General features: G+C 69.5%; 17 protein-coding genes. 14 read left to right on the top strand and 3 right to left on the bottom strand.

All coding sequences use genetic code 11. From position 1 onward, the window contains the following. Positions 1-48: 48 nt before the first annotated feature. The 4 genes from ACWGRX_RS23070 (at position 49) to ACWGRX_RS23085 (ending at position 2,809) form a co-directional block, all read left to right on the top strand. Positions 49-561, top strand: coding sequence for a cupin domain-containing protein (locus ACWGRX_RS23070; protein WP_291636107.1), 513 nt, complete (start codon positions 49-51; stop codon positions 559-561). Positions 562-643: 82 nt separating this feature from the next. After that, entirely contained in the window at positions 644-1,495 is an 852-nt protein-coding gene (locus ACWGRX_RS23075) for an alpha/beta fold hydrolase (protein WP_452119474.1), read from the top strand. Between the two features lie 210 nt (positions 1,496-1,705). Next, positions 1,706-2,101 (top strand): c-type cytochrome, encoded by a 396-nt coding sequence (locus ACWGRX_RS23080; protein WP_452119475.1) that lies wholly within the window; start codon positions 1,706-1,708, stop codon positions 2,099-2,101. A 261-nt stretch (positions 2,102-2,362) separates the two neighbouring features. Further along, complete coding sequence (locus ACWGRX_RS23085) at positions 2,363-2,809, top strand: NUDIX hydrolase (RefSeq protein WP_291636101.1); 447 nt, start codon at positions 2,363-2,365, stop codon at positions 2,807-2,809. 19 nt (positions 2,810-2,828) lie between these two features. Here the strand turns inward: ACWGRX_RS23085 and ACWGRX_RS23090 are convergent, their stop codons facing one another. Beyond that, positions 2,829-3,575, bottom strand: coding sequence for a 2OG-Fe(II) oxygenase (locus ACWGRX_RS23090; RefSeq protein WP_452119476.1), 747 nt, complete (start codon positions 3,573-3,575; stop codon positions 2,829-2,831). Between the two features lie 187 nt (positions 3,576-3,762). On the opposite strand from ACWGRX_RS23090, the gene ACWGRX_RS23095 reads away from it, so the two are divergent. Next, on the top strand, positions 3,763-6,273 hold the full coding sequence (locus ACWGRX_RS23095) for a heavy metal translocating P-type ATPase (protein ID WP_452119509.1): 2,511 nt from the start codon (positions 3,763-3,765) through the stop codon (positions 6,271-6,273). An 11-nt stretch (positions 6,274-6,284) separates the two neighbouring features. Next, positions 6,285-6,695: a Cu(I)-responsive transcriptional regulator gene (cueR, locus tag ACWGRX_RS23100; RefSeq protein WP_291636095.1), complete on the top strand. Its 411-nt coding sequence runs from the start codon at positions 6,285-6,287 to the stop codon at positions 6,693-6,695. A 196-nt stretch (positions 6,696-6,891) separates the two neighbouring features. On the opposite strand, the gene ACWGRX_RS23105 is transcribed toward cueR, so the two are convergent. Then, a complete protein-coding gene (locus tag ACWGRX_RS23105; RefSeq protein ID WP_291636093.1) occupies positions 6,892-7,173 on the bottom strand; it encodes a hypothetical protein in 282 nt (93 codons plus the stop codon). Between the two features lie 214 nt (positions 7,174-7,387). Here ACWGRX_RS23105 and ACWGRX_RS23110 point away from each other — a divergent pair, with 214 nt between their 5' ends. From ACWGRX_RS23110 to ACWGRX_RS23120, 3 genes are all read left to right on the top strand, one after another. Continuing rightward, positions 7,388-8,830, top strand: a complete 1,443-nt coding sequence (locus tag ACWGRX_RS23110; RefSeq protein ID WP_452119477.1) for a cytochrome P450 — start codon at positions 7,388-7,390, stop codon at positions 8,828-8,830. A 372-nt stretch (positions 8,831-9,202) separates the two neighbouring features. Continuing rightward, positions 9,203-9,640: a YMGG-like glycine zipper-containing protein gene (locus ACWGRX_RS23115; RefSeq protein ID WP_291636089.1), complete on the top strand. Its 438-nt coding sequence runs from the start codon at positions 9,203-9,205 to the stop codon at positions 9,638-9,640. 99 nt (positions 9,641-9,739) lie between these two features. Continuing rightward, on the top strand, positions 9,740-11,536 hold the full coding sequence (locus ACWGRX_RS23120) for a hypothetical protein (protein ID WP_452119478.1): 1,797 nt from the start codon (positions 9,740-9,742) through the stop codon (positions 11,534-11,536). 8 nt (positions 11,537-11,544) lie between these two features. Here the strand turns inward: ACWGRX_RS23120 and ACWGRX_RS23125 are convergent, their stop codons facing one another. Next, the gene (locus tag ACWGRX_RS23125) at positions 11,545-12,135 is read right to left on the bottom strand and encodes a hypothetical protein (RefSeq protein ID WP_452119479.1); all 591 of its coding nucleotides are present in this window, start codon (positions 12,133-12,135) and stop codon (positions 11,545-11,547) included. Positions 12,136-12,392: 257 nt separating this feature from the next. Between ACWGRX_RS23125 and ACWGRX_RS23130 the strand changes: the two genes are divergently transcribed. From ACWGRX_RS23130 to ACWGRX_RS23150, 5 genes are all read left to right on the top strand, one after another. Next, complete coding sequence (locus ACWGRX_RS23130; RefSeq protein WP_452119480.1) at positions 12,393-14,780, top strand: hypothetical protein; 2,388 nt, start codon at positions 12,393-12,395, stop codon at positions 14,778-14,780. Then, positions 14,777-18,316 carry a hypothetical protein gene (locus ACWGRX_RS23135; protein WP_452119481.1) on the top strand — a complete coding sequence of 1,180 codons (3,540 nt, stop codon included), beginning with the start codon at positions 14,777-14,779 and terminating at the stop codon, positions 18,314-18,316. The genes ACWGRX_RS23130 and ACWGRX_RS23135 overlap by 4 nt, the downstream gene beginning before the upstream one ends. A 127-nt stretch (positions 18,317-18,443) precedes the next feature. Further along, positions 18,444-19,934 (top strand): hypothetical protein, encoded by a 1,491-nt coding sequence (locus ACWGRX_RS23140; RefSeq protein ID WP_452119482.1) that lies wholly within the window; start codon positions 18,444-18,446, stop codon positions 19,932-19,934. Continuing rightward, positions 19,931-22,588: a penicillin-binding transpeptidase domain-containing protein gene (locus ACWGRX_RS23145; RefSeq protein ID WP_452119483.1), complete on the top strand. Its 2,658-nt coding sequence runs from the start codon at positions 19,931-19,933 to the stop codon at positions 22,586-22,588. Before ACWGRX_RS23140 ends, ACWGRX_RS23145 begins: the two co-directional genes overlap by 4 nt. Then, positions 22,585-25,623 carry a hypothetical protein gene (locus tag ACWGRX_RS23150; RefSeq protein ID WP_452119484.1) on the top strand — a complete coding sequence of 1,013 codons (3,039 nt, stop codon included), beginning with the start codon at positions 22,585-22,587 and terminating at the stop codon, positions 25,621-25,623. The genes ACWGRX_RS23145 and ACWGRX_RS23150 overlap by 4 nt, the downstream gene beginning before the upstream one ends. Positions 25,624-25,683: the final 60 nt, after the last annotated feature.

Raw genomic sequence — 25,683 nt, forward strand, 5'->3', positions numbered from 1 at the left:
CCGGCGTCACGATCCGAACACAATCCCATCGAGCGGGAGGGAATCGGAATGGTGGCGCGATCTGCCGGCGAGATCAGGGTGCTTGGCCCGCAGGACGGCGAAAGCTTCTGGCAGCCGGTTCCGGCCAATGGCTTCGTGCGCAATCTTCTGCGCGACCGGGCGGTCGCCAGCGCCAACCGCTTCGCCATCGGCACCCAGACCGTCGCCCCACACTCCTTCATCCGCGAGCACACCCATGACCGCAATGAGGAGATCATCTTCGTGGTCAGGGGCCGCGGCATCGCCCGTATGGACGGCGTCGACCATCCGCTGGAGGAAGGCTCCTGCGTTTTCGTCGGCCGGGACCGCAAGCATCATTTCCTCAACCCCCATGACGAGCCTCTGACCTTTCTGTGGCTGATCATGCCTGGTGGCCTCGATGATTTCTTCGCCGAAATCGGCCGGCCACGCAGCCCAGGGGAGCCAGCACCGGAGCCGTTCCCGCGCCCGGCGAACATCGCCGAAATCGAAGCCCGCACCGTCTTCGGCTGGACCGATGCGAGCTTCGACCAGCATAAGTAAGTGACAGGCGCGCCCGCGCCGCAGGAGACGCAGCGATGAAGAAGACCGGATCGAACAGCCTCGCACGTGCCGGCGGGGCCCGATGAGCGCCGTCGCACAACGTGCAGCGGGCGGCGAATTCGAGGTCCATACCGCCGACGGCGCCGTGTTGCGTGCCTGCTCGCAGGGCGAGGGTCAGACGCTTCTTCTGGTCAGCGGCCTCAACGGCGCTGCCGCATTCTGGGACGACAATGCCGCGACGCTTGCCCGCTCCTTTAGAGTGCTGCGCTTCGACCAGCGCGGCATGGGGGCCAGCACGCGCGGCACCGCGCGCTCGACGATCGACCAGCTGGCGCAGGACTGCCTTGCCGTCCTCGACGCTGCCGGCGTCGAACGCGCCGTGCTGCTCGGGCACTCGACCGGCGGCTGCATCGGCCTGTCGCTGGCGCGCCAGGCCCCGCACCGGCTCGCCGGACTGATCCTGAGCGGCAGCTGGCTGAAGCAGAACCGCTACATGTCAGCGCTTTTCGAGACGCGCCTCGCCATTCTCGACCAGCATCCGCGCGCCTATGCCGCGAGCGCGACACTGATGGCCTATCCCCCTGCCTGGCTGGAGGCGCATTGGCAGGTCTACGAGAGCGCCATCACCAACGCGCCGGCGACGAATGAAGAAAGACAGGTCATGCGCGAGCGCATCGACGCGCTGCGCTCTTTCGACGGCTCGGCCTGGAGCGCCGGCCTGACCCTGCCCGTGCTGATCCTCGGCGCGCGGGACGACATGGTCGTGCCCGCCTTCCTGCAGGACGAGCTCGCCGCCGGCCTGCCCGGCGCGCGCAAGACCATGCTCGACACCGGCGGCCATTATTTCCCCGTCTCGCGACCGGATGCCTTCACGGCCAATGTCGCGGAATGGATCAGCGAGATCGCAGCGCGCGTCGCTCCCACGGGATCGTGAAGCAGAACGCCGCGGGCGGGCGCGCAGGCGCAGTTCATCCGCGGCGAACTGACCCGTTTCAGAATTCCTCCAATTCGCTATCCCATAGACGCCGGGGTCCGGTCGGTATCGACGGTTTGCGCGATGCCGCCCGGACACCGCGAGCGAACGGGTCGTGCCGACCTGACTGCCCGGTCCCGTGCCACGCACCTGCTTCAAGAAGGATCGACCATGAAAACCATCGCCAGCGCCGCCCTTCTCGCCCTCGGCCTCGCCACGGCCGCCGCAAGCTCGGCCTCGGCCCAGGACATCGCCGCCGGCGAGCGCTCCTGGAACAAGTGCCGCGCCTGCCATCAGATCGGCGAGGGCGCCAAGAACCTGGTAGGCCCGCATCTGAACGGCCTGTTCGGCCGGCACACCGGTGCCGTCGAGGGCTACAGCTATTCGGCCGCCAACAAGGGCGCCGACATCACCTGGAACGAGGCGATCTTCGCCGAGTACATCAAGGATCCGCGCGCCAAGATCCCGGGCACCAAAATGATCTTCGCCGGCATCAAGAACGAGAAGGAAATCGCCGATCTGACGGCTTTCCTCAAGCAGTTCGGCAAGGACGGCAAGAAGAGCTGATCCGACCAGCGTCGCGACAAGGCTCCTTCGCGCCGCGCGCGAGGGGGCCTTGTGAACATGGCGGATTGCTTCCGGAACGGTGCGGCAGCTCGCCTTGCCGTTCCCGACAACTAGCCTGAACGCAGCCGCCGGCGTCGCCAGGACGATGTCGCTACGGCACCGTCCGCCGATAATGATTGCCGGCTACAAATTTTCTGGCCGTGCCGACAACGAATCACCCTATGCTGCTGCGGGGGAAAAAGCGCGCGAAGGTCATCGAGGGTGGCGAAGACGACAGCCGGCAAACGGCCGGCCGAGCCGAAGGTCCAGGTCGGCGCCATCCCGTTCAGGCGGCGCGCCGACGGCGCGATCGAGATCATGCTGGTGACGACGCGCGAAACCCAGCGCTGGATCGTCCCGAAGGGCTGGCCGATCCGTGGCCTCAAGGGTCACGAGACCGCTGCGCGCGAAGCGATGGAGGAAGCCGGCCTGATCGGCGAGATCGGCAGGAAGCCGGTCGGGCGCTACACCTACTGGAAGCGCAAGCCCGACCATTTCATCCTGTGCAAGGTCCGGCTCTATCTGCTCGAGGTCAAACAGCAGCTGCCGGTCTGGCCAGAACAGGACCAGCGCCGCTGTCTCTGGTTCACCCAGGCTGATGCAGCCGATCTGATCGACGAGCCGGCGCTCGGTGCGATCGTCGCCGGGCTCGACATCGCAGCCCCATGAAGGCGCGCAAGGCCCGGGTTCAGCGGGCATCATGGAAGATCAGCCCGGCGGTGAAGCGCTCGCCGCTGCGTATGCGGCTGACGCCATGGCGCAAATTGACCCGATAGGAACCACGTGTGCCGGCAACCGGCCGGTGCTGAACGGCGAAGATCGCCGCCTCCCCCTGCGCGAGCGGCACGACCTCCGGCCGCGACTGCATGCGCGGCCGCTGTTCGACCAAAGTGAACTCGCCGCCGGTGAAATCGCGGCCGGGCTGCGAGAGCAGGATCACCATCTGAAAGGGGAAGAACAGGTCGCCATAAAGGTCCTGGTGCAGGCAATTATAGTCGCCGGCCTCGTATTTCAGCAGCAGCGGCGTCGGGCGCTGCTGGCCGGCCGCATGGCAAAGCGCCAGGAACGCGTCGAGGCTTGCAGGATAGCGCTGGGCGATACCGAGCGTCTCGTTCCAGCGATTGGCGATCGGCGCCAGCCGCGCATAGATCAGGGGGCGCAGGTCGGCGATCGGCCCAGGCAGCGGATGGGCGAAGTACTGGTACTCGCCGCGCCCGAAGCCGTGCCGTGCCATCACGATCCGGCTGCGGAAACGCGCTGGCTCGCCATAGAGACCGCGCAAGGCAGCGCAAGCCTCTGCATCGAGCATCCGGCCGGTCAGGCCGACGCCATACGCGTCGAGCTCGGCTTCGATCCCTGCCCAATCGAGCGCCGAGACCATCGATTCGAGGTCCTGCTCGTCTGACGACATGCTTTGGCGGTTCGTTGCGGGCATGGCGCTTCCTTTCGAGCCGGGAACTGCGCCCGATCTCGCCAGCGATCCAGCCCGGGCGCCACCCGGTTCCTGCGATTTCGCCATCGCGCCAGCAGTCGCGAAACAGCCAAAATCGCCGCTTGACCTTCCAATGATGGGAAGGTGTAGCCATCTCAGCACGATGAGAAGGAAAGCGGACATCATGGCGATGCAAGCAACGCTCGAACCGCGCGGAACCACCGTGCTCGACATCACCGTGGACGGAATGAGCTGCGCCTCCTGTGTCGGCAAGGTCGAAAAGGCGATCGCGGCCGTGCCCGGCGTGACCAGTGCGCAGGTCAATCTCGCGACCGGGCGAGCGCAGATCGCAGGCGGCGAGACGGCCGCCATCGCCGCGGCGATCCGCGGCGCCGGCTACGAGCCGGTCGAAACCGAGGTGAACCTGTCGGTCACCGGCATGACCTGCGCCTCCTGCGTCGGCCGGGTCGAGAAGGCCCTGCGCGGCGTGCCCGGCGTGCTGGCGCCGAACGTCAACCTCGCGACCGAGCGCGCGACCATCCAGCTGGCCGACCCCGCCGTCATGCCGGCACTGATCGCCGCCATTGCCGCTGCCGGCTACGAGGCCGAGCCTCTCGGTGCCAATACGAACCCGCAAGCCGGCATCCAGGAACGGCGAGAGGCGGAGCAGAGCGAGCTCGGCCGCGCGGTCATCGTCGCCACGCTGGCGACGCTGCCGCTGATGCTCATCGAGATGGGGCCGCATCTAAGCGACGCCTTCCATCACTGGCTCCTCCGCCGCTTCGATCCTTTCACTCTGAAGTTCAGCGCCTTCGCATTGGCCAGCCTCGTGCTGTTCTGGCCCGGACTGCGCTTCTTCCAGAAGGGCGGGCCGGCGCTGCTGCGTGGGGCACCCGATATGAACGCGCTCGTCATGATCGGCGCCGGCGCGGCCTATCTCTACTCGGCCGTCGCGACCTTCCGGCCTGGCTGGCTGCCCGAAGGCACGGCCCACACCTATTTCGAGACCGGCGCGGTGATCGTCACCCTGATCCTGCTCGGGCGCTGGTTCGAGGCCCGCGCCAAGGGCCGCACCAGCGCGGCGATCAGCCGGCTGGTGACCCTGCAGGCCCGGACCGCCCGCGTGCTGCGCGACGGCGCCGAACGCGAGATCGCGGTCGAGCAGGTGCGCGTCGGCGATCTCGTGCTGGTGCGGCCCGGCGAGAAGGTCCCTGTCGATGGCGAGGTCGTCGAAGGCTCGTCCTATGTCGACGAATCGATGGTCACCGGCGAGCCGGCTCCTGCCCATAAGAGCGCCGGAGCCGGCGTGATCGGCGGCACGATCAACCGGAACGGTGCCTTGCGCTTCCGGGCCGAGAAGGTCGGCGCCGATACCTTGCTGGCGCAGATCCTGCGCATGGTCGAGACGGCGCAGGGCGCCAAGCTGCCGATCCAGGCACTGGTCGACCGCGTGACCAACTGGTTCGTGCCGGCGGTGATCGCCGTCTCGGTTCTGACCTTCGCGGCCTGGCTTTATTTCGGCCCCTCGCCGGCCCTGACCTATGCGCTGGTCAATTCGGTCGCGGTGCTGATCGTCGCCTGCCCCTGCGCGATGGGTCTCGCCACCCCGACCTCGATCATGGTCGGCACCGGCAAGGCGGCCGAGCTCGGCATCCTGTTCCGCCAGGGCGCGGCCCTGCAGAGCCTCAGCGGCATCTCCACCATCGCCTTCGACAAGACGGGGACCCTGACCAAGGGCACGCCCGAGGTGACGGAAATCCTGGCTGCCGCCGGTTTCGACGAGGCGGAAGCACTGCGTCTGGCCGCTTCGGCGGAAAGCGCCTCCGAGCATCCCTCGGCCGAGGCGATCGTCGATGAGGCCGGCCGGCGCGGCCTTGCGCTCGCCCCGGCCAGCGAATTCCAGGCCGAGCCCGGCCTGGGCATCGAGGCCATGGTCGAAGGGCGGCTCGTCGCCGTCGGCTCGCAGCGCCTGATGCAGCGGCTCGGCATCGATCCGGCTGGCTTCGCCGGGCGTGCCGAGGCCCTGGCGCGCGACGGTCAGTCGCCGCTCTATGCCGCGATCGATGGCAGGCTCGCCGCGCTGATCGCGGTCGCGGACCAGATCAAGCCCGGCACGCCGGCGGCGATCGAGAGCCTGCGCCGGCAGGGGCTGCGCATCGTCATGGTGACCGGCGACAACCGGGCGACCGCCGAGGCGATCGGCCGCCGGCTCGGGATCGACGAGGTCCGCGCCGAGGTGCTGCCGACCGACAAGGCGCGAATCGTCGCCGAACTCCAGGGCGATGGCGCGCGCAGCATCGCCTTCGTCGGCGACGGCATCAACGACGCGCCCGCTCTGGCCCAGGCCGATATCGGCATCGCCATGGGCGCGGGAACCGATATCGCCATCGAAAGCGCCGATATCGTGCTGATCTCGGGCGATCTGCGCCATGTTCCCGAAGCGATCGCGCTGTCCAAGGCGACGATGGCCAATATCGGGCAGAATCTCGGCTGGGCCTTCGGCTATAACATCCTGCTGATCCCGGTCGCGGCCGGGCTGCTCTATCCGCTCTGGGGGGTGCTGATGTCACCGGTCTTCGCCAGTTTCGCCATGGCATTCTCCAGCGTCAGCGTGCTCGGCAACGCGTTGAGACTGAAGCGCTTCGCCGCGCAGCCGCGGACGGAAGAGGCCCGGCCTGCCACTCTGCCGGCCACGGCCTGAAGGAGGACGGCATGAATATCGGACAAGCGGCGGAGGCTTCTGGCGTCAGCGCCAAGATGATCCGCTATTACGAGGAGATCGCACTGATCCCCCCGCCGGCGCGCTCGCAATCGGGCTATCGCGTCTATGGCGAGGACGACGTCCACACGCTGCGCTTCGTGCGCCGGGCCCGCAGCCTCGGCTTCTCGATCGAGGAGACCGGCGCCCTCCTCGCCCTCTGGCGCGATCGCTCGCGGGCGAGTGCCGACGTCAAGGCGATGGCGCTGAAGCATGTCGCCGAACTCGAGGAGAAGGCGGCGGCGCTCAAGGCGATGGCCAAGACGCTGCGCCACCTGGCCAGCCATTGCCATGGCGACGGCCGGCCGGACTGCCCGATCCTGGACGAGATCGGCAGTCAGGGCAGTGCGCAGCAATCGGCCTGAACCAGGCCGATCCGCGCTTTTCCGGCCCGAAAGGCCGGCATTGCTTCATTCTGTGGATCGCAGAAGAAACTGGCGATCGACCCTGGATCGCCGCGCGTCCGTTCGGACGCGGTCACGGTGATCTATCTCATTGTTATCGCATCGGAGTCTTCCGAAGAGTGGAGTCCACTTTTCGGTCCGATGCTATGGCGGCAGCTCAGCGCCGCATCGCCTCGGCGAGGCGCGGCGAGAAGGTCCGCACCGGGCGACGAACGACGACGACGGCGCGGTTCGGCGTCGTCACCATGGTGCGGTTGGCAGCCTTGCGAACCAGCGGCACGACGTCGGAAACCGGCACGCCCATCAGATTGGCGGCGATCTCGGCCTGCTCCTGCGGCAAATCGCTCAGGCCCTGCGCGGCCGTAATGGCCTCGTCCAGGGTCGGCGGCTCGACTCGGGGCCGCAAGATGCGCGGCGGGGGATTCTTGTAGGCAGGCATTGGATCGCTCCTTGGGGGCGAAGATAGGCACCTATTGTGCATCGCACAAGATTATGTCGGAGTTTAGCCGCAGCGCAGCAATCACCTCCGCTCTGCACTAGATGCATGACCAAGACCGAAGTCGCGCCGTGACATGTCACCGCGCCTTGATGCGGCCCGAAAGCGGCGACAGGCTCGCATCGGTTCGCACCGCCTTCAGCGGGAGACAGCGCCGATGAGCCCAACCGGTTTCGCGAGCGATCCGAGAGCGCGGCAGCGGCAGCGTCCCCCTGCGCCACTGCCGGGCGAGCGCGAACTCGGCCGGCTTGAAATCCTGCTGCGCCTGCGCCGCAACCCGCTGACCATCTGGCGCCGACGCCATTTCCGCGAGCCGATCATCGCGGGCGACGGCATCTTCGGCTATGGCGTCGTCCTGTCCGATCCGACGGCCATACGCCATGTCCTGGTCGACAACGCCGCAAATTATCGCAAGGACGACCTGCAACGCAGCATCCTCGCCCCCGGGCTGGGCGAGGGGCTGCTGACGGCCGAGGGAGAGGCCTGGAAACGGGCTCGTCGGACGCTGGCGCCATTATTCACTCCGCGCGCGGTCGCCGCGCTGGCCACCAGGATGCTGGGACCGGCCGCAGCGGCCGCAGAGCGCCTTTCCCGGAGGCGGCCAGGCCGGATCGTCGACATCGCGCAGGAGATGACGCGGGTCACCTTCGACATCCTGGCCGAGACCATGTTCTCGAACGCGATCGCCGGCGGTGCCCCGGCCTTCGCCAAGGCCCTCACCGCCTATTTCGGAACGCAAGGTAGGATCGACCCGCTCGACATTCTCGGCGCCCCGGCCTGGCTGCCGCGCCTCGGACGCTGGATGGCACGTCCTTCGATCGCCTTCTTCGAGGCGCAGGTCGAGGCGATCATCGCCGCGCGCCGCGCCCTGCGCGCCCATGTCTCGGCAGCCGGCCAGCCCGATCTGCTCGATGCGCTGCTCGAGGCACGCGACCCGGCGACCGGCTCCGGCCTGTCCGAGGCGGAGATCGGCGCCAACATCATCACCTTCATCGGCGCCGGCCACGAGACGACCGCCAATGCATTGACCTGGGCGCTCTACCTGCTGTCGCAAGCCCCCGCGACGCGGCAGGCGGTCGAGGCAGAAATCGACGCGGTCAACGACCTGGCGACAGCAGCGCTGTCGGGTTCCGGGCAGGCGCTGACCCGCGCCGTGATCGAAGAGGCGATGCGCCTCTACCCTCCGGTGCCCTCGCTGTCGCGGACGGCGCTGGCCGACGATGATGTCGGCGGGCGCTGCTTCATCCCGAGAGGCGCGCTGGTGGTGATCTCGCCCTATCTGCTCCATCGCCACGAGACCTTGTGGCGCGAGCCGGACCGCTTCCGGCCCGAGCGCTTCCTGCCCGGCGCCCGCGAGAGCATCGAACGCTATGCCTATCTGCCTTTCGGGGCCGGACCACGCATCTGCATCGGCCAGCAATTCGCCATGGTCGAAGCCATGATCGTGCTCGCCACACTGCTGCGTGCGTTCCGCTTCGAGCATGCTGGAGAGACACCGATGCCGGTCCAGCAGATTACCTTGCGGCCGGACCAGGGCATGCCGATGCACGTCAGACCACGCCACGCGGCACCACGATTCGACACAAGTGACCTTTCGTAATGCAGACAGGTCAGGCGCGACCAATTAACCACAGGCGCCAAGAAAAAGGCATTCATCCGACAAGATGTCGTCTTGATCTGACTTCGGCTCACCAGCTCGGGTTTCCGCGCATGGAACCCTGTGGCGACGGCTTTTGCTTCACGCTGACCGCGTCTCCGGGCACAGCTCTGCCACTATTGGCACAAGCGACTGCCACATTTCTGACCTCTTGCCCGGAAATGGGCGATATGGAACAGATGGCGCGTGTGGTGCTGCATGTTCCTGGCCGGTTTGGCGAAAACGGCCCAGCCGGCCGCAAAGGCTGTGACAGCTGCAAGCGCCATGTTTCAAGAAGCAAACTTGCAGTGGGGTGACGTAATGCATGCCAAGACCATGAAAGTCGGAACCATTCTCGTCGCTGGCGCGCTTGCGCTGGGCGGCTGCACCGCGTCGCAGGAGCGTGTCGCGACCGGTGGCGCCATCGGCGCCGGCGCCGGCGCCCTGATCGGCGGCGCGTTCGGCGGCTGGCGCGGCGCGGCGATCGGTGCGGCGATCGGCGGCCTGACCGGCCTCGTGATCGCCGATGCGATCGAGCGCGAGCGGGCCCGCGAGGCCGCCTATATCGCGGCGCGTTCGGGCTCGAACACCCAGCGCTTCCGCAATTCGAGCGGCCAGGACGTGGTCGTGAAGGCGCGTACGGTGAAGTCCTACAACAACAGCGCCGGCCAGCGCGTTCGCGTCGTCGAGCGCACCGTGACGCGCAACGGCCAGGCCGCCGGTACCGATACGGTCGAGGTCAATCTTTCGACGAACGAAGCGTCCGGCATCTGAGCCGGGCACAGCCAGAAGAACGGCCCTCCCTCGCGCCGCGAGGGAGGGTCCATGGGGACGAGGATGACGGCGAGAGCGTTGCCGAAGTTGGTGAGTTGGATGGCGACGGTCTGGCTCATAGCCGCGTCGCCGACCGTGGCGGCGGCGCAGACCCAGACCTTCCCGGGATATAATCCGCAGGACCCGATCGGTTCGGCAGCGCAGGCCTTGTGGCAGCGCATCGAGAAGCAATGCGGCCCGTTGAAGCTGCCGATCCGGCTCGGCACGGCGTCGCGTCCCCAGCCTGAGAACGCGTTCTCGCGGGACCAGGGCAACAACGTCATGCAACAGGTCCATGCCGCATTCTCACGGCTGGACGGCGTCCGGATGGCGCCCTTCCTCGACATCGGCCCGGTCCTGAACCTCAACGACACCGGTATCCTCGACAGCGTCCTCGCCGGCAATGCCAAGGAACAGCTCAGCAAGATCGAGATCGAGATCCGGGCCACCGGCCAGCGCATCGGCGCCTCGACCCGGCTGCTGCTTTCGGCGCATGGCTGGAACGATTATGTGAGCTGTTCTCCGAGCCTCGACCCCTTCACGGTTTCCGAGGAGTTCATCGGCGAAATCTATCGGCGGACGGAGAACATCTTCGACGAGGTCGCCGAGGCGGTCTGGGAGCAATCGACCGAGACCTCCAACACGCTGGCCCTGTCCGCGCACATGCTGAACGGCGCACCGGTCAATCCGGGTTGGCTCGAATTCTTCTCCGACCGCATGCGTCGGGCCCTGAGCAAACAGGCCGACGAGGAGAAAAAGTCGCGCATCCGGGCGCCCCGGCAGGTCTCCTTCGCGATGCTGCACGACCCGTCCTCGGAAGAAGGCAGGCGCTGGAGCGCCTCAGTCTCGGTCGAGCAGCGGCACAATGGCTACCGCATCTCCGTCAGTGCCAACCGCAAGGATACGACACCGGTGTTCAGCGGTGGCCTCGTCGCCTTCGACGATCTGCCGACGGCAACGCATTGGGCGGCGCTCGGCTCCTCGCGCAGTCAGGACGCAGTCTCGGCCCCGCGCCTGGGCGAGGCGCCGCTGCGGATCGACGGCCGGGTCGAAGGCGGACGCGGCCTGCAGCAATACGCCTTCTCGATCGCCCGCGAATCCTATGTCGAGGTCGACATCCCGCTGCCGAGCCTGCGCGGCCCCGGCAAGCTGCTGGTCGAGGTCTTCGCGCCGGGCCATCCCCCGCTGCGGACGATCCACATCGCCAATCCCAGCCGGCCGAACCTGCGCCGCTACCGGCTCGGCCCGGGCCAGTACACCATCCGCGTCGCCAATACCGGCCCGACGCGGCAGGAATATCAATTGCGGGCCCGCGCGGTCGACACCAGCGACATGCTGATGCCGGAAGCACCCGGCCGCCTGATCCGCCGGTTCCAGAACTGGTATGCTAGCGTCGTCGAGAATCCGGCGACCGGCAAGCGGACCTGCTATGCCTATACCGCCGCGACCGAGGCCGGGCCGCTGAACTGGCGCGAGCAGGCGCCCTTCATCCTGCTCTCGGCCGAGAGCGAGGGCAGCGGCGCGATCCAGCACCTGCTCGACGACAAGCGCTATTACCGCACCGGCGCGCCGATCGAGGCCTCGGTCACCGAAGGCGGCGAGGTCCGCGCGCTCAACGCCAGCGCGCCCGGCAACTTCATCCGCCCGATGAAGGAAGGCTCGAACGGCCAGCCGATCCTCGATATGGACGCGGTCGCCGGCTACAACAAAGGCACGACCCTCGAACTCACCGGCACCACGCCCGATGGCCGGCCGGCCCATGTGGTCTATTCGCTGCAGGGCTACCGTGCCGCCGTCAACGCCATGTCGCTCGAATGCGGCCGCCGCGATCTCGCCAACGCCCTCGTCTGGAAGTAGCCGGCGGCTCAGGCCAGCGCCAGCGCGACCCGCGCCGGCGCCTCGCCCGAGCCTGGCTCGAACCGGATCAGGCCGCGCCGAAGTCCGGCACCGGACTCGCGCAGGACGGCGGCGAGCGAACGGGCGGAGCGCTCGAACACGCCCAGCAGAGTCTCGACCAGCCGCGGATCGCTCCAGATCTCCTGGGCGCGCCGGCCGAACGGCGCCAGGAAAGGCTCGATCCCACTCCAGGCCAGGATCGTCTCACGCGGTCGCGCCGTGCCTTCCGCGGTTTCGAGCAGGATGCGCTCGATGATCGGCGCCCAGACACCGTCGTCATAGCGACCGATCGGCAGCAGGATCACCAGCCGCTCAGCGCCCGCCAGCGCTGCCCGCGCCTCCGCCCCGGCCTGGACCGGCTCACGGAACAGGCGCGGCAGCAGGCGCGGCGCCAGGAAGCTCGCCTGCGTCTCCTGCTCACGAGCGGTCTCGGCAAGGCCGGTCAGGATGAGGCGACGCCGCACGACCTCGTCGCCCGTCAGCACGTCGGTGGCCGAAACGCCCCATTGCGCGGGCAAGGCGGCGGGCAAGGCCGCGAAACAAACCGGCTCTGCCGCCATGAAACCGCTCTCCGCTCTGTTCGCTTATCGACATGTCCGGCTCGAACGAGCAGGACAAGGCAAGCACGTCCCGCAAAGTCGCGCGCCCATCTCGGCAAGATTAGGGCGGGACCGCTAGACCTCGCAAGCGACAGCTTCCGCCAGCAATACGGAAGCTTCGCCGCCAGCCATGCCCCAACGTCTTGCAAGACGACGGACCATCGCGCAAGGTCCGCCACCGACATCCTCCCGCGCCAGTCCATCCGGAGCCAGCTCCCGTGCATCTTTCCGTGGCGCCCGTCGCCATCATCTGGGACGGCTCGCGCCATGTCGCCGCAATCTGGACCGAAGGCGCCCGAGTCCGCTTCCTCGCTGCCGAAGAAGCCGGTGGCCGCGTCACGCTGATCGCCGCGGGCGATGACGAGGACGCGCCGCTGCATGGCTCGCTGCCACCCGGCTGCCGCGTCCTTCATGCCGTCACCGTCGGCGGCGACGGCCAGAGCCGCTCCGTCGCGATACAACTCGACGAGCGCCTGACACCGAACCAGGCCGATCCGGCCGGCGCCGGCCTCTCGCTGCTGCGGGCGCATGCCGGCGACGCGGCAGGAAGCTTGTTGCTCGAGCGCCTTGCGCTCGCCGAGCGCCCCGCTTCGGCTCCTCCGTCTCTGATCGCCAGCGGCTTGAACCAGCTCGCGGAAACCGGTTCTGGCGCCTTGCGCCTGCTCGCAGGCCCTTTCATGCACCCGGCCGACGAGCAGGCGACGCTGACGCGCGTCGAGGCAAGCCGCGATAACGGGCTGACAATCGACTTCGCCGGCGCAGGCAGCCAGGCCGGCATTCTGGTCGCGCATCTGCCGGCCGCGATGCGGCAGGCCCGTCAGGCCCTGGCACAGCTCGACCAGGAGCTGCGGCTCGCCGTCGAGGAGGAACTCGACGCGCTCGGCGGCGCTCCCGCCGATCTGCGCGATGCCGACGCGACCGGCCTCGGGCGCGTCGCGGCGCTGCGCCGCGGCTTTCGCCTGCTGCGCCCGAACGACGAGACGGACGGACGCTGCCAGCTGATCCTGACCGACTGGCTCGAAGAGGACGAGGTTCTGATCTTCGCCGAGCCGCGCCGGCAGCTCGTCTGGACCGGCGCGGGCGAGGCGGCGAGCGGCGCCCCGATGACGATCCGCTGGCAGGACGGCGAGTTCGGCGCCGTCGCACATCGCGAAAGCTATGCCGCCTCGGTCTCGACAGGTCTCGCGCTCGGCGGCGGCACCGGGCAGGCGCTTGTCGTGGCGACGCCCGGCGCAGCTGCACCGCTGCGCGACGATCTCGCCCTGGCCGCCGGCCGAGCGGCCGAGGGCCGCTGGCAGGAAACGGCGGCGCGCCCCGCCCGCCTGAGCGCGCTTCTGGCCGAATTCGCGGCGGCGCGGATGCCCTTACAGGCCGAGGCCGGCCCCTTCGCCCGGATCGACGCGCGCGCCAAGGCGCCAGGGGCCACCGACGATCTGCTGGGTGCGGCGGCCGCCTTGACGGGCCTCGATCCGTCGCGGGCCGACGAGCTCGGCGAGCGCGCACTCGCCGAGCAGACCGCCATGCTGCTCTGGGCGGTGGCGCAACCGAAGGTCGCGGCGCGCGCCTGCACGGTGCGCCTGCTCCTGCCCAGCCCCGGCCCCGGACGTCCCGCGGCGAAAACCGAACGCCTGCTCGGCTGGTACGAGGATCCGGCCTTGCCGCAGCTCCTAAGCCGCGAGGCGATGACGCTGGCCGGGCAGGACCGCCGGGCGATGCGCCTTCTGCACGACATCGCTGCCTGCGCGCATCAGAGCTGGCTGGATGCCGACGCAATCGCCGAGGTCGAGCAGACGATCTCCGAGGCCCGCAAGCGCCGCGGCCTGCGCCCGCTGAGCAATCTCGACGGCCTGCTGCTCGAATTGCGACGCACGACGCAGCGCCGGCCGCCGGCCACGCCGGCGCTCGAGGAGGTGGCGCGACAGCGCAGCGAGCTCGTCGCTTCCGGCGCACAGGCAGGCCAGCCGTCGGCGCTGCTGGACGAAGTCGCCAAGCGGCTGGGTGAACTCACGCCAGGCGAGATCATGCTGCTGCACGCGTATTTCGCAGGGCTTCGCCGCGAAGCCACGCAGAAACGGGCGGCGGGCGAACTCGTCACCAGCTGGGAGGCCATCGCGGGGCTGGCAGGCCTGGCCGCCCGGAATGATCGCGGCAGCGATCCGTTGCGCGGCGCTTCGCGACTAGCAGCGACGTCGCAGGGCTTCGTCGAAACCATCGATGCGGTGGAGAGCCTGGCTCCGGCACTGGCCGCGATCCAGGCACAGATCGACCGGGTCCTGGGCCCGGATGACACCACCGCCCCCCACATGGCGGCGCTGCGCCGGATCCTGGGCGGCTATGGCCGGCTGCTCCTGGTCGACCTCGCCCTGCGAGAGGCCGATGCCGCCTTCGCGGGCACGCCCTTCGCGGCCAAGGCCCTGGCGGATCCCGGAGATCCCGGTTTCGGAGCCGCCTATCGACGACTGCGCGCCGGAACCAGCGATACGCTCGCGCGCTATCTCGCGAGCGCCGCCGCGGTCTCCGGCGTCGATCACGCATGGGGCGCCACGCTCGGCCGGCTTCCCGCAGATGAACAGGCACCGGCCGAAACCGGAAGAGAAAACGGATGAGCGCCGCGTCCTGCTACAATCTCGAGACCAGGCTCGCGAGCTTCAGCGCCACCATAGCGCTCGACCGCGGCGAGGCCTTGATGGACATCCTCGCCTTCGAGGCGCCGGAGGACATGGTCAAGGCGGTCACGGTGACGCTGATCTCGCATGCGCCCAGCCTGCCGAGCGGACTCGATATCGGCTGGCTGCAGGGCGAGACGCTGCTCGACAAGGCGGCAGTGCGCGCCGGCGAACGCCTGGTCCTCGGCCTGCGGCGCGAAGCGGTGATGCGCGCCGTGGCCGCACACCGCCAGCAGGCCGATATCGAGAGTGACGCCAGCCTCGAAATCGCCTTCTCGACCATCGTCGAGACGGCAGGCGGGGCCCGCGCCTCGCCGCGCAGGGTGGTCAAGATCGCGGTTCTGGCCGGCGCCTCACAGCCGGACTGGCGGATCGAGCCGGTCGAGATCGACCTCGATTCCCTCGCCACCGGCAAGACGCTCGGCATCAGCCAGATCGCCATCGACATTCCCAAGGACATCGTGCTGGAGGGCCGGCGCGGCCTGACCATCGAGGCGAGCTGTTTTGGCCTGAAGGCACAGAACCTGTCGCTCGCCATCGCCGCGCCGATGGACCATTCGGTCTCGCTGCGACGCTATCCCGATGCCGGAGCCAGCACCTGCCGTCACCTGCTCTGGCTCGCCGATGCACCGGCACTCGCCGGGCAGGAGGTCAGGTTAGACGTCACGCTGACCCGCGACGCCGTGCTCGACTTCGTCGACGAGACGATCCAGGCCAATCCCAAGGCGACGCTCCAGGTCCGGCTGACGGCCAAGCTCGGCGGCTGGGTCGCCCAGGACGGCTCGGGCCACGACCCGGACGGGCCGGCCAGGCCCTGGTCGAGCGCGCTCGAGGCCCGCTCCGTGCCGATCCGCAGCCAGAACCGCGGCGAGGTCGCCTTGACCATCGCCGGTTCCCATCTCAACTGTCCGCTCGGCACGACCTCCGATCTCGTGCTCGAGGGCGGCCTCAACGCCGAGGTCGATCCGGACGACGAGACCGCGATCGTGCGCTGCGACGGGCTGGTGATCGACGTCAGGCGCTGGCCGCTGACTCGCACCGCACCGCTGACCATCGATGTCGTCAGCCGAATGGGCAGCAGCGAGATCGCCGAGCCGACGACGCCCTTCCCGCTGGAAATCGTTCGCGAGGGCGATTTCGGCCGCCGTGGCCGCGCCGTCGTGCCGATGCAGGCGCTGACCACGACGCTGTCGCGTGCCGTGCGGACCAGCGGCGCCGACATCCTGCGCGGGCCGATCACGGTCGAGCTCACCATCACCGCCGGAGACGATGGCGGCCGTCCGCTGGTGCGCGCGCGCCTGCCGGTGCGCTACAGCCGCCGCATCCATCGCCTGCCGATCTGCATCGACCTCGGCGCCTCCGCGACCTCGATCTGGTCGGGCGCGCCGCGTGCAGCCGGCCGCGCCACCGAGATCAGGCCGCTGGCTCTCGGCAGCTGGCTGGCGCGGCATGTCGATCCGCGCCATGGCGAGGCGGCCTTGCAGGACGCCGGCGCCGCACCGTTGATCCCCAGCCAGGTCGGCCTCGATTCCGGCAATAACTTGCGTGCGGATCATGCTCCGCACGCTCTGCCCGACCTCTCCCTGATCGGCTCCGACCGGGCGACCGTGGCACGACGGCTCAAGGCCTTCGCGCGTCGCTATGACGTGTCGGCGCCGGCCCCCCCGGCGCAGGGAGGGCAGCCGGAAGGCGGCAAGCGGGTGGATTCGCTGAAGCATGCCCTGACCTCGGGCGCCGTCTCACTGACCTTGCCCGAGCAGGTCCATCGCTACGACGCGGCGGCGGAGCGGGTCGTCGCCACCAATACGGTCGAGATCGCGCCGCTCGTCGCCGACGTGCTCGACGAGCTGGTCGACCTTTATGTGCTGCGCCTCGGCGAGGACCGGCTGCGGGTCGAGGACCACGCGCCGGCGCCGATCGTGCCGCGCATCCTGATCTCCTGCCCGAGCGGCATCGGCGACGAGATCGCCTCGCGCTACCGGGCTGCGCTCGAACTGTTCTCGCAGCGGCTGGAGCGGCTCTTTCCCGGTGCGACGAGCTTTCCGGACGCCGCCGTCACCGTGCCCGAGGCGGTCGCCGCTGCGCGCTATGTCGCCAGCCTGCCCGAGGTCCGCGCTGCCGTGCCCGATCAGGGCGAGGCGCTGCTGGTGACGCTCGATATCGGCGGCGGCACCAGCGACGTGGCGCTCGCCCGCCTGCGGCGCGATGGCGACCGGCTGACCAGCCAGACGCTCGCGACCTTCGGATTGCCGATCGGTGGCGACATGATGGACGAGGCGCTGACCGAGGCCGCTGCGCGGCTGATCGACAAGGCGATGGAGGGCCAGGAGGCGCATTGGCAGCCGGCCTTCGCCGAGGCCTCGCTGGCGCGCGCCGTGCAGCGCCAGGATGCGGCGGCGCTCTCCGCCAGGGCCTGGCTGCGCCAGGCCGTCAAACGGGCCAAGGCGAATCTCGCTGCGCGCCTGACGGCCAAGGCGGAGGCAGCCCACGGCTCCTATCGCTGGAATCCGGATTCCCCGGATGAAAGTCTCGACCTCGTCCTCGCCGAATTGCGCGGCGATGGCGAGGCCGCGGGCCTGTTCGTCGCACAGGGCGAGCCGGCACTGGCGGAGGCGGCGCTGCCCGCCGGGCTGCGCCTCGCGCTCGACCCTGCCGACCGAACGGAAGGACGGCGCCTCATCCTCAAGCTTCCCCGCACGGCCCTCGAAAAGGGGGCCGGCGACGCCTCGGCGCGCCTCAACGAGATCGCCGCCGTGCTCGGCGGCATGTTGCCGCGCATGGCGCGCGCCGCCGGGCCGAACCCGCAGCAGCGGCCGACCGTCGTCGTCGTGCCGACCGGCCGCGCCGCGCTCTGGCCGCCGATCTTCGAGGCGATCGCCCAGGAGGCGAAGCTGAGCCAGGCCGCCCTGCCCTTCGAACGGCCGTTCTCGCCGGCGGCGATGAAGAAGGCGGTGATCGCGGGCGCCGCGATCCTCGGCATCGAGGGCGATATGGCCGGCAGCGCCGTGCTGCACAAGAATCCGCTCGGTATCGCCGCCATGGCGGTGCAGATGCGCGATCTCGGCGCCACCGGCCTGCGTACCGAGTTCGCCGCTGAGCGCATCCATTATCTCGGCTATGACATGGGCTCGGGCGACCGGCTCCATGCCGAGCATGACGAGATCGCGCCCAGCCTGGGCGGGCGGGCCAATCTCGGCCGGCGCTTCCAGTTCGTGCGCACCATCCCCGGGCTCGACCCGCAGGGCAAAGCCTTGTCGCGGCTGCGCCCGCTGCTCGCCGGACAGGACCCGATGGTGCTGCTCGAAGGCGATTCGATCGTCGAGGCTCATCGCGAGGGGCTCGACGGCTTCGGCATCTGCGAGATCGTCTCGGAAGTGCTGTCGCCGACCAGCCGCAAGGTCACGGTGCTCGCCGCCAATGAAGGCTGGGAAGCCTGCTGGCGGATCGAGCATGACCGCGTCTCGCGCATCTATTGAGGCGAGCAAGATCGTGACGGGGCTCGCCGCGAAAACCGCTCTGACCGCCGCAAGTGCGAACTGGCCTCGCTCCCGCGCTGCGCTTCCACCTGTTTCCAGCCCTTCCTACGCCGAGTGAGCTGACGCCATGGCCCTGCCCGACCTGATGGACCTGGTAATGCATGATCCCCGCAGGCTGACCTGCCTGCGCGCCGTCGCCGGCGAGCCGGGCGAACCGATGCCCGGCATCGAGAACCTCTGGCGCAAGCCGGTCTTCGCCCTGACCCAGGCGGGGCAGCCGACCAAGGGTGCGCGTCTCTCGCTGGAGGATCTGATCGACCGCAATCGCGGCATCGCCCTGATTGACGGCGGCAGCGGGCCGCAGCCGATCGACATCCCCTTCACCTCGATCGTGGTGCTGACCGCCGAGGCCCTGCCCGGCGCGCAGGAACTCGGCCGCTTCCTCGCCGACCGGATCGAGCAGCGTTTCCGCGACGTGATCGATCCGGATGTCGGCGTCACCATCCATGTCGAGCAGAGCCTGCACGCGGCGGCGCCGGTCGCGGTCTATTTTGGCCATGGCGTACACGCGCCGCCGCAGGGCGGGCTCTTGCCGCATGGCGAGGTGATCATCAAGCAGAACGCCGATATCGCCATCGGTCAGCCGATCATCGGCGCCAACACCGCCGGCGGGCTCTATCCTGGCCAGTCGCGCTTCGCCTTCTCGCGCAGCGAGATGCTGACCCCGGCGGTCCATCCCGACCTGCCGGCCGGGACGATCTTCTTCCTCGGCCGCTACCCGGTCGATTCCTCGGCGCGCGATGCCGGCGGCCTGCCGCTGCTCATCGCCCTGCCGCAGACGCCGGAAGCGCGGGCGCAGGCAATCCAGGTCGAGACGCTGGCGACGCCGACGCAGGGCGGCATCGATGCCCGTTTCGAGATCCTCGGCATCCGCCCGCAGACCGGCCGCGTCTCACTCGGCATCGTCGACGTCACCCTCGATCGCCGCCCCTGCCGCCTGCACCAGCAGCCGCCCAAGGGCCCGCACCTGGCCGTGCTCGGCCTCGCCATCCCCGAGAATTTCGGCGGCCGGCGCATGGCGCGCTACTGGGTCGAGCGCAGCCATGGCGGGCGATTGATGTCCTCGGCCATGCTCGCCTCGCGCGACAGCATCGTGGTGCAGGGGCGCGATGCCCGCCGCTATGACCGCCGCGAGCTGCGCTACAGCCGCGCCGGCGGCGAGTTCCGGGCCGAAAGCATCGGCTTCGACAATCGCCGCCGCTCGGTGCTGATGCTGGAGGAAGGCGAGTTCGGCTATATCGCCCTGCCGCGCGAGCAGACCGCGATCTCCTTCGGCCCTGACCAGTCCGCGCGCGGCTATGGCAGCTTTGACTGGCTCGGCGAAGCCGTGCGGGTGCAGTTCGGCTCCGGCGTGGTCGAGCGTCTCGATAATCTCTATGATCACAACCCGGTCGGCTTCATCGCCGCGGTGCCGGGCGGCGTCGCCGTGCAATCGGCCGGCGACATCTGGATTCTCGGCGAGCGCAAGGCGCAAGCTGCCGGCACCTGCACCATCCCCGCCAACGGCCCCTTCGTGCTCGGGCCGCTGGTGGTGGAGCTTCGGGGGGCGATGCCATGAGCCATCCGCTTTTCCGCGGCCTCAAGCGCAGCCTGGCCGCACTTGCCGTCGGGCTCGTCACCATCGCCGGCTTCCTCTGGCTTTCGGGCGGGCTGATCGGGGAACTCGCCGCCAGCCGGGCTTGGATCAAGCAGCCCGACTTCACCGAAACCAGCCGCTCGAACGAGGACCTGTTCATGCAGGCCGTCTCGACCGGGCTGATCTGGCTCGACCCGGCTGGGCCGACGATCCGTTCGCAGCCCTGCGAAGCGCTCTACGACCCGTCGCTGACCGTGGCGACGCCGCAAGGCACCAAGGAATTCTCGCGCACCCTGCTCGACCGGCTCTGCAACCTGCCGGCCGGCCAGCAGATCCGCTCCGAGATGCTGGCCTGGAACAACTCCTTCCTGATCGCCGCCGCTCGCGACGACCGCGCCCCCGACCGGCGCTGCGCCGACGGCACGCCGCTGACCCTGCCGGTGGTGCCGGCCGGCTGCCGGCCCTCGAGCTGGACCGCCCGCGTCGCCCAGACCACCGATCTCGCCGCGCCGCTCAACGTGATGCCGAACGCGGTGCCGCCGCCACGCGACTTCTCCGATTTCGCCACCCGCCGTGCCAACCAGCTCTCGGACTGGGCGCTGTTCGGCCCCCTGCGCGAGCGCGACGATCGGCTCGCCCTCTCCTCCCGCCTGCCGGCGGGCGGGCGGCGCATCACCGTCGACATGATCCTGGAGCCGAGCCGCATCGTCGTCGGCAATGAGCGGGCCAATCTCGACCCCAAGCGCGACCAGCAGACCGTGCGCCTCGCCGGGATGAGCATCGCGGCCGAGCGGATCTGCTCCGACAGCGACGATTTCGCGACCTGCGCCGAGGAAGCCGCGCAAGGCCTGCCGCATGGCTGGCGCTTCACCATCACCGGCCAGCGCCGGCGCGAGACCGAGATCACGGTCGAAGGCTCGCCGGTGCGCGCCGTGCCGCCGCGGGCCCGCGAAATCCTCGGCGGCACGACGGCGCAGGCCGAGGACGGTAAGGTCAAGCTCTGGCGCTCCTCGCATATCGAAGCCGATTGCGAGCGCGCCAAGGCCAAGCTGGTCTGCGAGCTCGGCTGGCGCGGCGCCGTCACCCAGCGGCGCAGCGGCGCCGGCCGCGCCCTCGCCTTCGCCGACGGCACGCCGGCGCTCGACGCCAATGGCGTGCCGCTACCGATCGTCGACGAGCTCGGACTGACCGCGATGATCGGCTATGGTGCCGGCGATGTCGGCTCGCTCTCGGCCGCTCTCGGCCGCGCCCGGACCCGCGAGAATCTCGTCCTGACCATCGAGCCGCGCCTGCAGAAGCTGGTGCAGGAAGCGGTCTACACGCAGATGGGCGAACGCATCGCCCGCGGCAAGCGCCCGCGCAAGCCCGGGCCGCTGCCGGTCAACCTGCCGCCCGAGCAGGAACCGCCAGACCAGGGCGACGGCCGCGCCGTCGTGCTGCTGATGGACGCCGGCGACGAGCCGGGCGCCGTGCTCGGCATGGCGAGCTGGCCGGATTTCGTGCCGGGCATGCACAGCTGGGACATTCAGGCGCTCTCGACCGGCCGCGACAGCGATTCCCCGCTCGCCGGCCATGGCTGGCGCGCCGGCGACGTCCACACCATGCCGGGCTCGACCTTCAAGCTGGTCACCGGTCTCGCCGGCATCCTCGCCCTGAAGGAGCAGCCCCGCCTCGCCGACATCATCATGGGCCGGACCCCGCCGGGGCAGCAGGCGCAGATCTTCGGCATTCCCGGCGGCGGAACGCTCAACGTCGACGGCGTGCAGATCGCCAACTATGGCGGCGCGGGCTTCAATGTCGGAATCCTGGCGCCGTCGCAGACCGGTTGCCCGGATGGCGGACGCGGCGCGCAGATCGGCTTCTGCGAAGCCCTGATCAAGTCGTCGAACCTGTGGTTCGCCGGCGTGGCGCTGACCATGGACGGCAGCAAGGTCGGCAGCCGGCCGAGCACGGTCCCGTCCCGCACCGGCACGGTCCTCGCCCGCATGACCGAGCACCTCTACCCGATCACCCAGCCGGGTCAGCTCGCCCAGCCCGGCGTCGACCTGACGCGCGGGATCGTGCCGGGCGCGCAGCGCCTGACGGGCGAGGCGCTCGACCTCGCAGTCGAGGACAAGCGCAACGCCAGGCGCATCGACCTCGTGACGAACTCCTACGGCCAGGGCGTGCGCGCCACCCCGATCGCGATGGCGTCCATCTACGGCTCGCTCGGCGCCCGCAAGGTGATCCGGCCGCGCGTGCTCAAGCCGGTCCGCGACGTCGCCGAGACGCCGCAGCCGAACGAGGGCCAGCCGGTCATCCCCGGCATGGATCCGCGCCAGGCCGAGCCCTTCCTCGATGGCGCCCAGCGCGGCCTGTTCGGCGTGGTCAACGCGCCGGGCGGCACGGCGGCCGGCGTGATGGCGAGCCTGCCGCCGGAGATAAGGCGCCGCATCTACGGCAAGACCGGCACCGCCGACACCACCGACGGCATGAACTCGGCCTGGTTCGCCGGCTGGATGAACGATGTCGCCGGCAGGAAGCGCGTCGCCTTCACCTGCCTGGTCTCGCATACGCGGGAAACCGGCGGACGCGCCTGCGGCCGGCTGATGGCCGGGCTGCTCGGCAAGGTCGCCGCGCTCGGAGACAAGAAGTGAGCGAAACGACCGCGCTGCGCCAGCTCCTCGGCCGCTGGCTCCAACTCCGCCCCTTCCGTCTGCCGCGCATCCGCCTCGGCTCGACCGGCGGCGCGGTGACCGGACTCGTCCTGCTCGCCGCCTGCCTCGCCCTGCTCGGCTTCTGGTGGCACAATACGAGCTATCTGATCGAGACGGCGCGACCGGTGGTCAGCCTGGAGCGGCTCGACCTGGCCCTGGCGCGCGGCGAGACCGTCGCGATCGGCCGGCGCGAATTGCTGCAGCCGCAGCGCTTCGACTCCGCCGAAACGCGCCATGTCGCCTTCACCCGCCTCCCCGACGGGCGGGTCAACATCCGCAACGTCGCCAACAGCCGGCGGCTCTGGCTCGACTACGCCAATGGCTCGGGCAGCTTCTCGGCGCGCTGGCGCTTCCAGCCCGGCGACCGCATCGCCGCCGGCGCGCTGACGATCGCCGTCGACGAGGCCAGCCCGGGCAATCTGCAACTGACCCTGACCGAGGCCGGCAAGCCCGGCCCCGGCCGCAAGCTGACGGTGCAGCGCACCGGCCCGGTCACGGCGCTGCGGCTCGACGGCAATGCCCTGCCGGTCTGCCAGCCGCGCGGCGCAGCCGACCGTATCCGCGAAGTCGTAACCGGACTGATCGCCACAGATGAACGCGGCGAGGATCGTATCGCCCAGATCGGCGGACGCCTGACCTGCTCGGTCAGGGACGAAGCCCATGTCGCCGCCGGCGCCCTGCCCTTCAAGGCGCTGACCATCGTGGCGCGCGGCGGCGGCTTCTTTCTGGCGCCGGGCGATGCCGTCGATGCGCCGCGCCCGCCGGTGGTCTTCGCGCGCGGCAATCAGCGTGTCACCGATTTCGGCGACATCGCCTGGGAGCTCGATCCGGACGGGCCCGCCCGCCTCAGCCATCTGATCATCGGCCGCACCCGCTATGCGGTCGAGATCGGCGATGACGTTGGCGGCCGCCTGCCGCTGCGGCTGACCCCGCTCAGCAAGACCCACCGCTTCGACCCGGCCGAAGCCGAGCAGCTGCGCGCAGCCTCGACGACGGAGAGCGTGCGGCCGGTGATCACGCCGCCGCGCCAGCCAATGTCCGGTGCGGAGCTCGGCAACCCGCTCAGCTCACTCAACGGCGTCGAGCGAATCGTTCGCCTGCTGCTGACGCTCGGCCTCGCCGTCTTCGGCATCCTGTCGGCGATGCATCAGGCCAGCGCCTTCCGGCGCAGCGCCATTCTGGTCAGGCTGGTCGGCGCGCTCGGCTCCACCGCCTTCATCACCGCGACGACGATGCTGGTGCTGGCGCCTGAACTGTCGCGGCTCGGCGGCGCCTCTATCTCCTATGAAGGCGCGCTGCACGCCACCATCCTGGCCTATGCCATCGCCTGCCTGCTGCTGATGGTCGGGCCGCGCTTCACCACGCCGATGCGCGTCGCCTGGCTCGGCCTGCTCGGCCTGTGCTGCCTCGGCAGCCTGACCCTGCTGGCGCTCGGCATCGACGCCGAGAAGACCGACTTCACCATCCATGCCGAGAAGAACAAGCTCCTGTTCTTCGACCTGATCCCAGTCGTTGCGGTGGTGGTCGCCCTGCAGCCGCAGCGTTCCATCGCCGCCCTGCCGCGCTCCTTCTTCATGGGCGTCGGCTTCAAGGACCAGCTGCTGCGCGCCATCCCCGCCGTGCTGATCCTCATCGCCTTCATCGCCTGGGGCGTGCTCGGCACCGAGACCGGCGTGGCGGGCTTCCAGCCGGTCGAGCTCGGCAAGATCGCGCTCGTGCTGGTGCTGGCGCATATCTTCCTCGGCTTCTCGCGGATCGATTTCTTCTACAACCAGCGCCACTACATCTCCTGGCTCGGCGTCAGCCTGGCGACTGTCCTGGTCTTCATCCTGTTCCTGACGGCGATCCCGTTCCTGAAGAGCGACTACTCGCCGGCGCTGATCATCATCATCACCACGGTGGTGCTGGCCTTCGCCTTCCTGCTGCCGAGCACGCTGAAGCGTCTGTTCGAGATCACCCGCGTCTTCCTGCGCCGGGCCGATGCGCCGCAGCGCAAGGTCCGCAAGCTCGGCTGGCCGCGCGGCGGCGTGCTGGCGCTGGTGCTGGTAATCCTGCTCGGCATCAATGCCGCCTTAATCTACGCCTTCCCCGGCCTCGTCACCTATGCGATTTCCGGGCAATGGAGCCTGCCGAAGGACCGCATCGCCGCGATCGACGTGCTCGAGAAGGCACGCGGCGGTTCCTTCCGTGTCCCGGCCGAACGCCTCCTGACCTGGTATGATCTCGACCATGCCAGGCTGCGCGGCGCCGCCACCGGCGAGGCCCGCAATCCCGACGTGATGCACCGCGATCTCGGCTTCCAGCTGCTGCAATCCAAGGTGGCGCTCGCCGAAATGCCCTGCACGCTGGCGAGACTCGATCTCGGGCTCGACAAGACGCCGCCGGAAGTCCGCCGGGCCCTCGACGAACTGCCGCCCTCGCCGGTCTCGCTCTGCGCCATGCTGCCCGGTGCGCGCGCGACGCCGATCGCCGAGCGCAAGAGCGAGATCGAGGACGAAACGGCGAGCCGCTTCACCGTCAGCGATCTCGTGCGCGTGCCGGTGGTGCAGAACGACTTCATCGCCACTTTCCTGATGGTCCGTTTCGGGCTGCCGGCCGGCCTCGCGCTGCTCGCCGCGCAGGTCGTCACCGTCTTCGGCCTGCTGGCGCTCGCCGTCGGGCTGATGCGCGAGCGCGCCATGGGCTCGGCCCAGGAGGGTGCGAACAAGGGCATGGCGATCGTGCTGGTCGGCATCGTCACCATCTTCGCGCTGCACTGGAGCATTTCCTGGGGCAATGCACTCGGCCTGCTGCCGGTGATGGGCCAGCCGATGACCTTCATCGCGGCGGCGACTTCGCATCACATGCTGATGGCGTTGCCCTCGATCGCGATCGCGCTGATCGCCGGGCGCCTGGCCGCGATCCGCCAGCTCTCCCCGACCAGCGACCCGCCGCCCTGGGGGCTGTGGCGCGGGCTGACGCGGGCGGGGCTGTAACGCCCCCTGCGCCATCGCCCGGGCTGGGGCAGGATGGCCGTGGCAGGGCTTCTGCGCAGG

Source organism: Allobosea sp. NPDC055594, assembly GCF_053618995.1.